General features: G+C 49.3%; 16 protein-coding genes. 8 read left to right on the forward strand and 8 right to left on the reverse strand.

What is annotated here, in order from left to right:
* Positions 1–119: 119 nt before the first annotated feature.
* Both OEW58_12645 and OEW58_12650 read right to left on the reverse strand, forming a co-directional pair.
* Positions 120–584, reverse strand: a complete 465-nt coding sequence (locus OEW58_12645; GenBank protein ID MDH5302198.1) for a hypothetical protein — start codon at positions 582–584, stop codon at positions 120–122.
* Between the two features lie 86 nt (positions 585–670).
* The gene (locus OEW58_12650) at positions 671–1,600 is read right to left on the reverse strand and encodes a hypothetical protein (GenBank protein ID MDH5302199.1); all 930 of its coding nucleotides are present in this window, start codon (positions 1,598–1,600) and stop codon (positions 671–673) included.
* A gap of 164 nt (positions 1,601–1,764) precedes the next feature.
* Between OEW58_12650 and OEW58_12655 the strand changes: the two genes are divergently transcribed.
* The 3 genes from OEW58_12655 to OEW58_12665 all read left to right on the forward strand — a co-directional run bounded on the left by OEW58_12655 (position 1,765) and on the right by OEW58_12665 (position 6,630).
* Complete coding sequence (locus OEW58_12655; protein MDH5302200.1) at positions 1,765–3,162, forward strand: integron integrase; 1,398 nt, start codon at positions 1,765–1,767, stop codon at positions 3,160–3,162.
* 626 nt (positions 3,163–3,788) lie between these two features.
* Positions 3,789–5,249 carry a HAMP domain-containing histidine kinase gene (locus OEW58_12660; GenBank protein ID MDH5302201.1) on the forward strand — a complete coding sequence of 487 codons (1,461 nt, stop codon included), beginning with the start codon at positions 3,789–3,791 and terminating at the stop codon, positions 5,247–5,249.
* A 1-nt stretch (position 5,250) separates the two neighbouring features.
* Positions 5,251–6,630: a sigma-54 dependent transcriptional regulator gene (locus OEW58_12665; protein MDH5302202.1), complete on the forward strand. Its 1,380-nt coding sequence runs from the start codon at positions 5,251–5,253 to the stop codon at positions 6,628–6,630.
* 25 nt (positions 6,631–6,655) lie between these two features.
* On the opposite strand, the gene OEW58_12670 is transcribed toward OEW58_12665, so the two are convergent.
* On the reverse strand, positions 6,656–6,931 hold the full coding sequence (locus OEW58_12670) for a hypothetical protein (GenBank protein ID MDH5302203.1): 276 nt from the start codon (positions 6,929–6,931) through the stop codon (positions 6,656–6,658).
* 259 nt (positions 6,932–7,190) lie between these two features.
* Here OEW58_12670 and OEW58_12675 point away from each other — a divergent pair, with 259 nt between their 5' ends.
* Positions 7,191–7,544: a DMT family protein gene (locus OEW58_12675; protein MDH5302204.1), complete on the forward strand. Its 354-nt coding sequence runs from the start codon at positions 7,191–7,193 to the stop codon at positions 7,542–7,544.
* 109 nt (positions 7,545–7,653) lie between these two features.
* Positions 7,654–9,075, forward strand: coding sequence for an MFS transporter (locus tag OEW58_12680; GenBank protein MDH5302205.1), 1,422 nt, complete (start codon positions 7,654–7,656; stop codon positions 9,073–9,075).
* Here the strand turns inward: OEW58_12680 and OEW58_12685 are convergent.
* Genes OEW58_12685 through OEW58_12705 form a run of 5 tightly spaced genes read right to left on the reverse strand, consistent with a single transcriptional unit; the run spans position 9,072 to position 14,329 of the window.
* The gene (locus tag OEW58_12685) at positions 9,072–10,256 is read right to left on the reverse strand and encodes a hypothetical protein (protein ID MDH5302206.1); all 1,185 of its coding nucleotides are present in this window, start codon (positions 10,254–10,256) and stop codon (positions 9,072–9,074) included. The two genes, OEW58_12680 and OEW58_12685, sit on opposite strands and share 4 nt — an antisense overlap.
* Complete coding sequence (locus OEW58_12690; protein MDH5302207.1) at positions 10,253–10,951, reverse strand: ABC transporter ATP-binding protein; 699 nt, start codon at positions 10,949–10,951, stop codon at positions 10,253–10,255. The genes OEW58_12685 and OEW58_12690 overlap by 4 nt, the downstream gene beginning before the upstream one ends.
* A 10-nt stretch (positions 10,952–10,961) precedes the next feature.
* Positions 10,962–12,239 carry an ABC transporter permease gene (locus OEW58_12695; GenBank protein ID MDH5302208.1) on the reverse strand — a complete coding sequence of 426 codons (1,278 nt, stop codon included), beginning with the start codon at positions 12,237–12,239 and terminating at the stop codon, positions 10,962–10,964.
* Entirely contained in the window at positions 12,236–13,534 is a 1,299-nt protein-coding gene (locus OEW58_12700; protein MDH5302209.1) for an FtsX-like permease family protein, read from the reverse strand. Before OEW58_12700 ends, OEW58_12695 begins: the two co-directional genes overlap by 4 nt.
* Positions 13,535–13,540: 6 nt before the next feature.
* Positions 13,541–14,329, reverse strand: a complete 789-nt coding sequence (locus tag OEW58_12705) for an outer membrane lipoprotein-sorting protein (GenBank protein ID MDH5302210.1) — start codon at positions 14,327–14,329, stop codon at positions 13,541–13,543.
* Positions 14,330–14,561: 232 nt separating this feature from the next.
* On the opposite strand from OEW58_12705, the gene OEW58_12710 reads away from it, so the two are divergent.
* From OEW58_12710 to OEW58_12720, 3 genes are all read left to right on the forward strand, one after another.
* The gene (locus OEW58_12710) at positions 14,562–14,807 is read left to right on the forward strand and encodes a hypothetical protein (GenBank protein ID MDH5302211.1); all 246 of its coding nucleotides are present in this window, start codon (positions 14,562–14,564) and stop codon (positions 14,805–14,807) included.
* Between the two features lie 309 nt (positions 14,808–15,116).
* Entirely contained in the window at positions 15,117–15,413 is a 297-nt protein-coding gene (locus OEW58_12715) for a hypothetical protein (GenBank protein MDH5302212.1), read from the forward strand.
* Between the two features lie 57 nt (positions 15,414–15,470).
* The coding region (locus OEW58_12720; GenBank protein MDH5302213.1) for a hypothetical protein at positions 15,471–15,692 on the forward strand (222 nt) is incomplete at its 3' end.

Below are 15,692 nucleotides of genomic sequence, written 5' to 3' on the forward strand. Positions count from 1 at the left end.
ATCGTTGTATTTTAGAGTTTTCTTGTGCTGTTGATATTTTGGCATTGTTATCTTCCGATTTAGCTAGACTTTCGTGTCCACTAATTCGGGGGAAGTTCAGGCTCTGCTGTATGCGATGGTTATGTACAATTTGTTGCAGAGAACCAAGAGATCTTTCCCAACAAAAAACCATAAGCCCAGATAAATGTACCAACAGCAACATACCAAGCTGCTTCAATTTGTTTTTGTCGGATGTGCAGGACTTCATTGGTTATGGTAACAACATTACTCATAAACTCGTTACCATTTTTTGGTAATCCTTTATTGTTGAACCCTAACCTATGATTAATTTCTTCACCTATATCTTCAAATTTAGTGTGGGTAGTAACACCAGAAAGTATTAGTACACCAATGATTGTCACTATACCGCCAGAAGCAGAAAACCAATTAGCATCTTTAGTAACATAGGAGATTAAAATGGATGACGATGAAAGAAGGAAAATAATAGAGATGGTGGTGCGTAGCCGCCAAGACGAGATAGATTCTATCAATTTCAGAATGAGGTTGGTTTCACTTGTACTGGTGATGCCACTTTTTCTTGTCATAGGTATGACCTTTTATTATTTATTTACATAACGCCTTGCATCAGCAGGCTGTAGTTTGGCTCTGCTGTATGCTATGGTTAGGCAAGTCATGACGCCCTATCAATTAACCAATCCACTATGCCACCCTTCACCGCCTGCCTCGATAATTCATCCTCATCCCATAAAATAAACGAGTCATCACCGAATTCACGATATTCTTCTACAAGATCCTGAGATGGTGAATGTGTCACATAATAGAATTTTGAGAACCCAGCCATTTCAACGAATTTTTTCTTATAAGCATCGTACGTTGCTTTATTCGACGTTGACTTTACTTGCACAGCTATAGACTCGCCAGAAATAGGTGAGATAAGAGCCATATCAATATCTTTTTCGACTTCCCCTGCAACACCTGATCTTTTCCACCCCCCCTGTCTGAAAATTAAGTCTGTGAAAATTTCAAAGTCCTTTGGGTGGAGGTTTTTTATTATAGGGATAAGCGACTTTCTTAGATGCTCGAATGCTAATTCAGCAGCTTCAACATGCGGTTCATTTGTTCCATTTATCTTGTGAAGTAAATATTCTCTTTCCCCTATGCTACAAATCGTTCCTTGAAAACTTTGTACTGCCAGAAGCTTACCACTCAATCTCGATTTAGTGAGGCAGTCACCATTTACATCGACATCTTTCCATTCACCAATCACACGCCGGTACTTTGATTTACTGCCAGGCAAGTAGACTACTTCTTCATCTGCAAAGCACCACCACATCCTATCCGAAAAAAATGTAATCCAAAGCGTAGTATTTGGCTCTTCATAGAATGCTTTTACTTGATTTAAGTGACGAGTCTTTGCACCAGAATTTGCACCATAAGGAAAAGTTTCACGTACCTCATCCCACTTCCCGGACACGCAAAGATCATGATTAACGTCCAAGTATCCTAGCTCAATCCGACCATTTTTTATGCAATCAGATTCCCACCCACCTCTTTCACCCAACTTTATAAAGAATGCTCTATCGGCCGAAATTTTTTCCATTAGATGAAACTCCATATATTTGCCTAACATTATATTAGGCCGCAACTGTACTATTCGAATACTACCGCAGCGGCCTATTGTACTATTGACGTGCGCGGCCTATTATTGGACTCAGCACATCGGTCTATGGGCAGGAAGCCCGAGTTTTTTACAAGGACATTTCTATGACCAAATCCTCTGTCGGCATCTCTGATGCTACTGCACGCTTCTTTGACAACTATTTAATATGCCTCAAAAAGGCATCCATACCTGAGCCCCAACGTCGCTGGTATGTGAAACGCGTCGAAGACTTTATTAAGACTCAAAAAGGTCGCAAGATCAAGAGCCTTTTGGATAGCGACATCAATCAGTATTTTGAAATGATAGGCCGCCAAAATCGCCTCAATGGTTGGCAATTTTATCAATGCGTCGATGCTATACGGATTCTCTATTGTGACTTGCTGTCTACCGATACCAGCAAGTCTGTCTCATGGCAATATTGGCTGGATACCGCCAAGCAACTGGAATTTGACCATCCGAGCACAGTCCGCCAGCTTACGCCGGATCAACTCAGTTACATCAAGGAACGCAACAGTGATGGACCATTGAGCGAAGTCCGATCTGCGCATCGGAAGTTATTGGTCCAATTTACCAGCGAAATAAGGCGACGTGGTTATGCCTATCGAACCGAACAAAGTTATGAACAATGGATTTGCCGCTACATTATTTTTTGCAATGGCCGTAGCCCCGACAAAACTGGACAGCAAGAAGTGAAGTCATTTCTGGAGCACCTGGCCATTCGCCGCCAGGTGAGTTCCAGCACGCAAAATCAAGCGCTCAATGCTGTAGTTTTTTTGTACAAACATGTGCTGATGAAAGAGCTTGGAGACTTTGATAGTTTTGCTCGAGCCAAACGCGCAAAATCGTTGCCCACGGTCCTCAGCCGAGCCGAAGTTAAGAATCTGCTTTCACAAATTGACGAACCCTACAAACTGGTCGTCTCTTTGCTGTATGGGACGGGCATGCGTCTGCTGGAGGGCATTAGTCTGCGCGTGCAGGACATTGATTTCGATTACCAACGCATTCACATTCGCCAGGCAAAAGGAAAAAAAGATCGCTACGTTCCTCTGCCCCACAAACTTGTCGATGAACTTCAGCAACAAATAAAGGAAGTTCAACGGGTTCATACATTGGATATTGCTGCAGGCTACGGTGAGGTCAACTTGCCTGATGCGCTCAGCCGAAAATATCCGCATGCGGGCAAAGAATTAAAATGGCAGTATCTGTTTCCGTCCAGTCGTCTTGCCGTAGACCCATACGGTGGAAGCATACGTCGCCACCATCAACATGAAAGCGTGGTACAAAAAGCAGTGAAGCGAGCCGCTGCAGCCAGCCACATTAACAAGCGCGTCGGTTGCCATACGCTGCGTCATAGTTTTGCAACTCACTTGCTGGAAGCAAACTACGATATCCGCACCGTTCAAGAGTTGCTTGGCCACTCGAACGTTTCGACCACCATGATTTACACCCATGTCCTGAACCGCCCTGGGATAGGCGTGTTTAGTCCACTTGATCAACCATAATATTTTTAGCATCAGCCATCTGATTCGGCAGGCACGGCTGTCCACCATGGACGACATTCGCTCTACCCTGCACCTTGGAACAGCCCGCATTCCGCAAAAGTGATTGCTGCCCACGCTTGGCAATTTGCCAAAAGCTAAAACCGGGGCACCGAGTCCATCAGGATTAGTTCGTTATTGACTGGTTGATTTGGCATCACCCTGGTTGAAATCAACCAGTCCATAGGTTTATTTCAACCAGTCAGACCCCGCAACCGGCTGCTCAAAATTCAGAATACCTTTGGATTTCAGTCAATTAAATGTATGGCACAGATCCTGCCATTATTGCTGCGCAAGTTTTTGCGACTGTCCGACCGTACCAAGTCGCCCGCAGGCAACCTCAGCGAGCCCCCCTCGCCTGATGTTCCGAGCTGGCACGTTGTAGGCGTACTGTGGCTGGATGGCCGCAATGCTTGCAAAGGCAAATTGGCGATAAGCTTTATGGGGTTCTACCTCTTTCCCCTTTCGTCAATATTTAGCGCTGGACCTCGCAATCCAGCGCTCTTTTTTTCGCTGCCAACATCCGTAGTTTACTGACGGATAAGCGATTATCATGTCGCAAAGCCAGTCAGGCCCTTTGAGTCGACGTCATGAATCCTCTTCCCTCGCCCAAAAGCAGTTACAGCCATCTGGTTTACCGGCCATTTTGGATAACGATAGCCTGTTTGCTGCTGATTTCCGCCATTGCGCTGGGCCTGCTGATTAAATCTGCCTGGAATGCCGCACATCGCACCGAGCCTCTCGCCGCGCAAATAGTGTTGGTGGATGAATTGCAACGCTATAGCGCCATGCTTGATGACATTGACAGCAGCGGGCCAGACAACGAATCGCAGCAACTTGAAAAACTTCATCAACTGGCGACAGATATCAATGCGACCTTCCTTGCCCCAGCCCGACTAAATACCAGCTCGCATCAAGCGCTGCTGCATATCGCCACTCAACTGGAAAATGCCAATCTCGGCAGCGCGCAGCCCACCCTGACCGCTTCAAAAAAAGAGTTGCGTGAAGTGTTGCACATGGAAACCCATGCCCTAAACCAATCCATCAATTTATTAGCCCACGATAACCATCTGGAACTGGAAACCAGTACCTTTATCGCCATTTCGCTGCCAGTCATCGGCATGCTGATGCTGTTTTTTTTACGCCATCGCATTTTGCGTCCACTGGATGGACTGGGATTGCTGATCAACCGGCTGGGACATCAAACGGTCATGCCCGATGTTCAGTTAAAACACATTGATCCGCTGCTACGGCCTTTGTTTGAAAACTTCGGCCGCATGGTGCAACGCTTAAGTGAATTGGAAATCGCCCAGCAAAAACATCAGCAAGAACTTGAAGGCAATGTTCGGTTGGCAACGCAATCGCTGCTCGAATACCATCACACCCTGGCCCAGTCAGAACGCCTGGCTGCGGTGGGTGAACTGACCGCCGGTCTGGCGCACGAATTGCGCAATCCACTGGCAGGCATTCATTTGGCACTGGCCAACCTACGCAGCGATACCACTGAACCAGATCACATCGAACGCCTCACCCTGGTGATCGAGTCATTGCAAAACATCACGCAACTTCTCAACCACGTGCTTAATCAATCACAGCACACGCCCGAACCGGCCAGCCGCTTTCAACTGGCAGAAACCATTTCCTCGCTGCTGCAATTGGTTCGCTATCAGATTTCTGCCAACATCCGCCTGGAACAACGCATCAACGACGACATTTTTTGCTATCTTCCTCAAGGCCGCCTGCGCCAAGCCATCCTGAATCTGGTGCTGAATGCCGCCCAAAGCATCGAAAAAAAATCCGGCCACATTGTGCTGGAAGCATACACCGAGCAACAACGACTGATTATTCGCGTCACCGATGATGGCCCGGGTTTTCCGCAGCACATCCTGGCCAGCGGTGTGCAACCGTTTGTGACAGGACGCGAACATGGAACCGGCCTGGGCCTGTCGATGGTGCGCCGTTTTTGCCATGAACAAGGCGGCACACTGCAACTGAGCAATCCTGACCAAGGTGGCGCCTGCGTCACCATGACACTGCCATGGAACCAATGAGATGAACAACAAGCTACTGATCATTGAAGACGAACCACTGTTGGGCAATGAATTATCGCGTCGCTTCCGCCGCATGGGTTTTGAAGTCCAACTCTGTTCCACCATTGCGCAGGCACGACAAGCCCTGCTGGAACAACAACTGGAACCGCTGGTGGTGTTGTCGGACATGAATTTGCCCGACGGCAACGGCCTGGATTTTTTGGCCGAAGTGCGTGAACAACTCGCCAGCAGTGAATGGGTGTTTTTAACCGCGTATGGCACCGTGCCCGATTCCGTGCGCGCACTGCAACTGGGCGCGTGCGATTTTCTGGAAAAGCCCTGCGATCTGGACCGGCTGGATCTGGTGATCAACAGCGCCAAACGCAGTGCCCTGGCGCAAAGCCGATTGCTCGCACAACAAACCGTACACACGCAGCGCTATACCGTTGCCGCATTTTTGGGCAGCAGTCCCCAGGCACAACAGACACGCGCCATGCTGCAACGCCTCACCGAAGTGCCTTTCAGCTCGCTGATCATCAGCGGCGAAAGCGGCACAGGCAAAGGTCTGGCGGCGAAAATTATTCACCACAGCGGGCCGCGTGCGACAGCGCCATTTGTCGAATTAAACTGCGCCGCCCTGCCCAAGGATTTGCTGGAATCGGAATTGTTTGGTCACGAAGCCGGAGCATTCACCGGCGCCAAAAAATCCCGCCGTGGCTTGTTCGAGCAAGCCGATGGCGGCACGCTGTTTTTGGATGAAATCGGTGAAATGCCGCTGGAACTGCAAAGCAAGTTGCTCAAAGCCATCGAAGATAAAAAAATCCGTCGCTTGGGTAGTGAAATGGAAACCAGCATTGATATCCAGATCATCACCGCCAGCAATCGCAACTTTGCAGAACTGGTGCAGCAAGGGCAATTCCGCAACGACTTGTATCATCGCCTTAGTTTATTCGAAGTCAAACTGCCTTCGCTGCGTGATCGCAAGGACGATTTGCTGGAACTGGTGCCGGCACTTATCAACGAATTTAATTCAAAAGCCAAACGCCAAGTCAGCAAAATTCCACCCGCTGCGTGGCAAATGCTGAATCAGCACAGTTGGCCTGGCAACGTGCGTGAATTGCGCAACGTCGTTGAGCGCTGCGTGTTGTTTGCCGATACCGAGCAACTGCCGCTGCAATGGCTGCAACTGGACAGTGTTCAACCCGGATCGCAAACCGTGTCGCCGGCCACAACGGACCACTTGCTCATCCCGCTGGATGGCAGCATGAACCTGGAAGAAATGGAACGCTACATCATCGATGAAGCGCTGCAACGTTGTCAGCAGAATGCCTCCGCCGCCGCACAATTGCTGCGCACCAGCCGCGAGAAACTACGCTACCGCAAACAAAAACACGGCCTGTAATACTGCCAAGCAAGACCCGGCTGTGTCAGCCGTTGATTTGGGTACTGGCAAACGCTGGTTTGCCTTCGGGCATGGCTTCATCGGCCACATCAGAAGGGTCGATCAATTCAAGTTCCTCAGTCACCGGCATTTCACAGGCTTGCTCTACTGCATAACTTTCAACATCGGCAGAATTATTTGCCAATACATGAATCGCTGATTCAGTATCGGTTGATGCGACATGCTCACAAGCCTGTGCCGAAGAAAACAATACTGCTGACGCGACCAAACCAAAAATCACTGCCAATTTGTTCAATTTCATTACATTCACCTTGTTGCCAGTTAGAACTCACGTGTTGCGCTGCCACTGCGGCGAATCGCAAAAGACCTTCGTCTCAAAGCACTAATGGCAACAACCAGACCAAGTTCTATCTACCTGTTTTATCAGCAATTTATTTTTAGTCGCGCAACCCTGCCTGGTGGAAATCAACCAATCCAGCGGTGGAATTGGCCCACATTCCCATTGACAAGCCACCGAGGCCGTCCAACAATCGGTGGTATCCAACCCACCGAAAACATTCATGAATCCCTACCTGACGACCACCCTGTTATTGCTGTGCTCCAACGTGTTCATGACCTTTGCCTGGTACGCCCACCTGAAAAATCTGGCGGATAAGCCGTGGATTATCGCCGCGCTGGTCAGTTGGGGCATCGCGCTGTTTGAATACCTGCTGCAAGTACCGGCCAACCGTATTGGTTATGAAGTGATGAACGTGGGCCAGCTCAAACTGCTGCAGGAAGTCATTACCCTGAGCGTGTTTGTGCCTTTTGCCATTTTTTACATGAAAGAAAAACTGACCCTGGACTATCTGTGGGCCGGACTGTGCCTGCTGGGTGCAGTATTTTTTATATTCCGCGCAAAAATCATGGGGTAAGACACCGTTTGATCATTAATTCAACGACATTAGGCTAATTTCTTAAATTGCCTGCCGATATAAAAACATAACCCAAAAAAATCAGGTCAACCGAAGTCCCCGGGGTAGCATGTTTTTATTTCGTCGGCGCAACAAGTTACGCAAGTTTTCCCAAGACCCCCAGGTCGACAAGTCGCTGCGCCACTCCGTAAAGGACGGGGTCGCATACTCGGTGATGAGCGGCGCCGGTGAGTCGTATTTTTCCGCCTTTGCGGTCATGCTTAAAGCCACGCCCGGCCAGATCGGCTTGCTGGCTGCCCTGCCGCAACTGATGGCCTCCATCGCCCAAATGCTGTCCGCCTGGTTGGGACAGCGCTATCAAAAACGCAAACCAATCATTCTGATCGGCGCCCACATCCAATGCCTCAGCTGGTTACCGATGATCGTGCTGCCATGGATTTTCCCTGAACAGGCGGTGCCGCTGTTCCTGCTGGCGGTGATGATGTACTACTTCGGCTCCAACATGACGCTGCCACAATGGAGCAGCCTGATGGGCGACCTGGTCGACCAACGCCGCCGTGGCCGCTACTTTGCCTACCGCACCCGCCTGGCCAGTGTCACCTCGTTTATCGCGCTGTTGGGCGCCGGCATGCTGCTACACTTATTCGACAAAAGCGGTTACGCCTTTGCCGGCTTTGCCTCCATTTTTGCGATTGCGATGTTTGCGCGCATGGTGTCGATTCATCAACTGAAGCAGATGTACGATCCGCCGGGCCAAACGGCCGTGTTGGAAATTCCCAATTGGCGTTTGTGGAGACAGCAGTTCATCAACTCGCCATTTGCGCTGTTTTCGATGTATTTCGCCTTCATGCAATTTGCCACCGCCATTGCATCCCCGTTTTTCAGCGTCTATTTGCTGCGCGAGTTAAATCTCAGCTATTTCCAATTTACCTTGAACATGAGCGCGATCATTCTCGCCCAATTTCTTACCTTGAATTGGTGGGGACGCATCGCAGATGTGTTTGGCAATCGCCTGGTACTGATCACCTGCGGCATGTTAATTCCAATTTTCCCTTTGCTGTGGACCACAACGACCAACATCTGGTACATCATGCTGTTGCAAGCCTTGGGAGGATTTGTCTGGGCAGGTTTCAGCTTAAGTGCGGGCAATTACGTTTATGACGCACTGCCCGCCAATAAGCGCGTCACTCTCATGGCAGCCCACAGCACCCTGGCCAACATCGGCGTGTTTGCCGGTGCAACCCTGGGGGGTTTTTTGGCAACCCATATGGACAAAACAATTCAGATTGGTGACTTCTCGTACGAATTTTTCAGCGTGTTTTTTATTCTGTTTTTGGTATCAGGCATCGCTCGCGCTGCGGTATCGGCCATTTTCCTGCCCAAGCTAAAAGAAGTCGGCAATTATCGCGAGATGCCTGTGCGTGAACTGTTTTATCGCGTGTCACGCTTTACGGTGGTATCCGGTTTGTTTTTCGAAGTCATCGGCAGCCGCCGCAAACGCAACATACAACCCAATAGCGCTAAGCGCTAAAAATAAAGCCGAAACCGCGCGGCCATACTCCAAGGAATGTCACCGAATTCGGAGCGAACCCGCCCTTCGCTGGTTCGTGATTTTCCTACTCCTGCTGCCCACAGCAGCAACAGATCGGATTCGTCACTCAGCGAATAGGTCAATGACACTTGCTGCAACAGCGAAATTTCCGCTTGCTGGTCGATGTCATCCATGACCGAAAACAGCAACAAATAACTGCCTTGCCACAGTGCCAGAAAATTCTTACTCGCGCCCACTCCCAACAACTGACTGGCCAACTGCGGCCGAATATTGGCCATGCGCAGCATGTTGTCGGATACCATCGGTATTTGCTGTTCGCGATCAACGCCATCGCTGTGATAATAGCCTTCGACAATCAACACCGTGCCGTCTGAAAATTGATAATCCATTCCTGCAATGGAAAACAAACTACGCGCATCACTGGCAGATTGACGCGCCAACATTTCCCATCGCCAGCCAAAACCGCCCATCGGTCCCTCCAGCGAGGCACCAACAACCCAGTCATCAATAACGCTACCAATCAACGCCGCGCCTTCCAATTGGTCTGCAAACTGCGCACGGTAATGCAACACGCCACTATCTTCGCCCTGCATTGCCGGCTGGTATACCCCAGTCAGCGATGCAAATGGATTGGGATACCAACTGGCCGTCAGCACATCAATGCCATTTTTGAAATCGGTATCAATGTCGGTTGGCGAAAAAGCACCAAACACATTTAACGGCTGCCAGAAACGTCCACTTCCCCAGTCTACCGCCTGTCGACCAATGCTCAAATCCATCTGCGACTGCTGCCAACGATACAGCGCACGATCAACCTCATAATCAAAACGCGAACAATCACGCTCACCGCAGTCGGTGGCGTAGCTGTCACTCAGTGATTGATAGCGAAATGGCGAAGTCGCTTTTGGGGCATAGGCATACGCATCACTGAAATATTGGTTCCTGACTTTCAGATGCGTAGCCCAGGAAGACGATTCACTGCTGTCATCAAGCATAAACCGCAGACTCTGCTGTTGCAGGCAGTGACCGGTCTCGCTATCCGAAGTTTCCATGTCAGCCGCAAAGCACAGCGCAAACAATGAAAAGCGCTGACTCATTTCCTCCGCCTTTCCCGCAGAGGAAAACATCATCGCCAGCAGCAACACAATCGCACGAATCATGTTGCCGTCAACACCCGCTGATCATCGGTAATCATGCCATCACGCAGGGTAATGATGCGCTCGGCGCGTTGCATCACTCGTGGATCGTGGGTGGAAAATATAAACGTGGTTTTTTCTTCTCTCGACAATCGATGCATGATATCGAGCAAGGCACCAGCATTTTCCGAATCCAGATTGGCGGTAGGCTCGTCCGCCAATACCAGTCGCGGACCGGCCGCCAAGGCACGGGCAACCGCAACACGCTGCTGTTGACCACCACTCAATGCCGCAGGTCGTCTGTTCATCAGATCGCCCAATCCCACCAATTGCAAATAATGTTCAGCACGCTGGCGCCGTTCTGTTGCTGTTCGACCTTGCAACACCATCACCAGCTCAACATTTTCCAGCGCGCTGAGCACCGGCACCAGATTGTAAGCCTGAAATACAAATCCCAATTGGTATAGACGAAAATCAGACAGGGCTGACTCACTCATGGTCGTCATATCCACCCCATTGAGAATCACCGAACCCTGATCAACACTGTCAATGCCGCCAATGATGTTTAGCAGCGTCGTCTTGCCTGAGCCGGAAGGCCCCACCAAAGCAACAAACTCCCCTTCACTAATTTGCAACTCAATATTTCGCAATGCATGAACTTCAATCTGCCCTTGCAGATATGTTTTGTTCACGCCAACTATTTTCAACAAATTTTCCATGCGTATCGCCTTAGGTTCGCAGCGCCTGAACCGGAGTGACTCTGGCCGTTTTTATCGCCGGATAAATACCTGATGACATGGTCGCAATAAAAACCACCATGGTTATTTGCCAAACTCGATTCCATGACAGTTCGGTGTAGATAATCGGGTCCATAAAAGTCCCCATGATTTCGGTTCCTGATTTCATCATTGAGGACAAATCCAAACCATGGATAGATAACCACAGATGAACTCCGCCTCCCAGTACCCAGCCAAATAGCAGTGCCAATAAACTCAGCAATAAGGTTTCACACAACACCAGCAACATCAGCTGATGTTTTTTCAAACCTAATGCCCTGAGCAAACCAAATTCGCGTGTCCGCTCCAGCACACTCATCAACACCGTATTGACAATACCAAACACCAGCATAGTCATAATCAATATCAAAAAGACATAGTTGCCGGCATCATCCAGCATCACAAACTGCAATAACTGCGGCATCATGGTTTGCCAATCAAGTACAACCGTCTGACTGGCTTGCAGTGTCATATCGATACGATTTTTCCAAAACTGAACATCTTTGGGGTTTTGCAAGAAAATGGCAAATTTTGTAACCGGATATGCATTCGCATCGGCGCCTTCGCCAATCAGAAATTGTTGCGCGAATGACACGTCTGCAAACACCAGAAAGTTGTCCAGTTCCTCAATGCCTGATTTGAACACGGCACGAACACGCCCCAGCTGCGCCTGCGTATCCCCCTGCTGCGTTCCTGCCATCAACACCAGTTTGCTACCCACTGACACTTTCAACTTGCGCGCCATGCCTTCGCCGATCGCAACCCCGCGCTTGTCCGATGACTCAAACCATTGGCCTTGCAGCAATTTGCCGCGCAACAATTCAACTCGAGGATCATCACTACTGACGATGCCTTCCAAGGCTGCGCCCACAGAATTACTCGCCGTGCTGGCCAACACCTGCAGCGTAACGCGGGGTTGAATACTCGCGGGTATCTTCAGCTGCTCTAGTTGAGCATTGATTTGCTGACCGTCCGCAATAAATTTGTAATTGGCAGGCGATTGCATATAGCCATTGGGCTGCACCACCAGATGACCATCACCTAATTTGATGGCATTGCGTATCATGGAATTGTGGCTGCCATCGCCAATGCCGATGAACATCACCGCCAAGGCAAATCCCAATGAAATCGATATCAGGGTCAGCAGCGTACGTCGCCGATTGCGCCACAGATTTCGCCAAGCCAGCGCCAACAGCATTGAGAAAGGTAAGTGATTGTGACGAGTATTCATCGAATATCCTGGGCCGGTTTCAAGCGAATGGCGCGCCAGACAGGAAGCAGGGACGACAACATCGCAATCACCAACATCAATACGCTTGCGATAACCACCTGAGAAAATTCCAAATGGCCGCGCATCACTGGTTCAAACACCATACCGCCCCAGTCATAGCCGTCAGGCATGGAACTACTGAAATCAATGCCGTGAGTCTGCAGATAAGTCGCCAGACCAGATCCAATCACCACACCAACCAACGTAGCGATGCTCGCAAGAAACAGCGACTCTAGCAAAACCATCACCATAAGCACGCGGGCCTTCATACCAATTGCCAACAGAATTCCAAACTCATGGCTGCGCTCATACACAGCCATCAACATGGTATTCAGCATACCCAATGAAGCAAGACTGACAACAATTGCGCCAACAATCCACACCATCACCTTGCTTAAATCCAGCATATCCGCCACCGCAGGTGTCAATTGTCGCCACGTTTCCACCAACAAATCAGTTTCCGCATGTGCCGGATCTGCCAACGACAACGCGGCTATCGCAGCATTAATTTGTTGCTGCGCAACCATTAATGAATGTGAATCACCGACCTTGACCACCAGCTCATGAAACCCCGGCTGCATGACCATCAACTGCTGATAAGCATCAATCGACATTAAAACACCCATGCGATCAAAATTTGGCTCAACCGGTTTGATAATTCCTGCCACTCTAAACAAGGCATTGCCGATGCTGCCATCCGCTGCCTGGGTAACCAGGATCATTTCACTGCCCGGTACAACTGCCATGCTTTTCGCCAGTTGCGCGCCAAGCAGCACATTAAAATACCCGCTTGCATCCATTGCAAGATTCAAACTTCCCTCACGGATGTGTTGCAAGATGTTTGTGACCTGAGGCTCTCGCACCGGATCGACAGCTTTGATCGACACGCCGGTAGATATCTCGCCGCTGCTGGCCAATGCCGCTGCATACATCCTTGGTGAAAAATTTAAAGTTGGGAAGCGCTTCTCCAACTTATCCAGATACGAAACAGGGATAGTGGCATATAAATCTTGATCGTCACGAAATTCTTTGCGATGAATCTGCAAATCTCCGGTGGATATCTCCGTGGCAAACTGCGCCATTTGTCGGGTCATACCTTCCAGCAGGGCCGAATACAGGATCACAATAACCAGACTTCCGGCCAGCGCGGATACGGTCAACAGGCTGCGCACCTGATTTCGCCAGATATTCCGCCAGGCGATAAAAACCAGCACCATCCAGCGTGAAAAAAAATCGCGCAACCAAACTGTACGCATAGGCAACTACAGACCTTTCTTCAAATTCTGTAGCGAGAAAAAGTTTTCCTGTAATGGCACGGCAAATTCGATCGACTGGTACTCAACAATTGTCGACTCGTCAGGCTTGTCGTTTGGCAGCAGCGTCATGCGCATGGGCACATCAAAACCATTTATCTTCCTGGTTTTATCAAACAGCATTTTTCGCATCAGTTCACCCTCTTCGTCGTAATATTCAGATGTTAAGGGCGCCAGCGTTTTCTGGTCCATGATCATTACAATTTTTCCCCACACCACCGCGGAATTTTCCTTGGGAATCGACATTATTTCATACACCAGTCGCCCGTCACGCATGCCTGCATAACTGATGGTTGAGTCATAATCCGTTTCGAAAGTGCTTTCTCTCACCAAATCATCATTGGTGAAATGACTTCCCATCCATGAACCAGACATCATACTGGAAGGCACCTTGGCTACCCGGTCTATTTTGGGCAGATAGTTCCAAATATTCTCTTTGACTTTGAGCGTCGCCACGCCGCGATCTTTGATCGGGTCTTTAATGACCACCAACGAATGATCCATCCCTCGGGACCATGTCTCCATCACCATGGTTCGCTGATAGTTTTTGGTCGTCACCTGCATTGACATCAGCGCATGAGATGTTTCACCGCGCCACAACTTGTCCATATGGCGGATTAAGTCTTCGATTTCCATGGCCTGAACAGAAGAAATGCAAGTAAAAAAAAGGATGCCCGCAGCCAGCAACCATTTCTTCGCTATTGTTGTCAGCAAAATCAGTACTCCCCCATCAGCCATCAAATTACCTACCTTCTACAGAAAATACTGCAAAAACATTTGCATGAAAACAGTCGAACCGGATCAAAACACAAAAAAGCGTCTGCTTTCAGAGACAATTGCAAAATAACCGATTCAAGTTTAATCTCAACGAGCCTGCCCAGGCGGGGCCATGCCAAAGCTACGCAGTCACTCGCCAACGTCCTGGTGCCAGCACATCGATAGTTGCTAAATTTACTAGGAGAATATAACAATGAGAACACGCTTTTATCTGCTCACCGCCTTAGTTTTGACGCTGGTAAGCACCCCTCTGCTTGCTTCAGAGACCGAGACTGCTGCTGCAGCAACAGCCCCAGCCACAACCGCCCCAGCCACCAGTGAAACCGACACCGCTAACACCACCGACGACGCTGCAACAACAGACAATGCTCAGTCTGCAACCACAACCGAACAAACCAGCAAGGATAACGCTGACGACAACAGCACCACTGCCGAATAATCACCCTGTGGCCTGCGCTGACTGTCCTAGTCGTAGCAGGCCCTTATTCAGCCAACAAATTCTCCCCAAGCAAGACTTGGCTTGCCCTTCCAGAAAGTAATTTGACTGGCATCATTTGATTAGCCGGTTTCACCACCCTTGCTTCCCCCTGGCGTAATAGATAATCCCAAACCTCGTTTTTAGGGGGGGCTCAAATACATCTGTGATCTACATCACACTCCCGGACATCAATCTTCTACATTTCCCCGAAAAATCATCCGATATCCCCACTGATACCCATAGGAACCAATCCCTAGGCAGATGAATGCTATGTCTAACTACAACACCAAAGCCGAAAATCAAAACGCATTGATGTCCGCTGCACTGCGTACGTCCAATGATCACCCCTATGACGCCTACAAAAAGACATTAAATATCAATGAATTAACAGAAATAAAAATGAACCCCGTTTGTTTTCAGAGGGTACACCATGCCAAATTTGTCACCCCCATCCCTGGACAAACCACCCATGTCCCAGGATTGGCGCAAGACAACATTTGCTGGACCATCACATCCGTCCCACCGGAGATGCGCAGCGCTACAACATTCAAAATCACGCTGAATTAACGTGCTGCAATCACGATGAACAAGTTTGCGCGATGGATTCGATGGACTTTCACGACCATGGCGTTGGCGTTAACCCTGATTGCCTCAAGTTTACAAGCTTCTGGACTGAGTCCAGAAACTACACCAGAACAAAGCATTTCAAACAAAACATTCGCCTCTCAGACTGAACCGGCGGTAAGTCACTTCAATCCCATTGAACCGTTTAATACGGGTCTGTACGTCATCCGTGAACAGGATAAAACCCAGGTCAATCCTGGCGATGCGTTGCAATACAGATCG

The sequence above is a fragment of the Gammaproteobacteria bacterium genome, from assembly GCA_029884425.1.
Taxonomy (GTDB): Bacteria; Pseudomonadota; Gammaproteobacteria; order S012-40; family S012-40; genus JAOUHV01.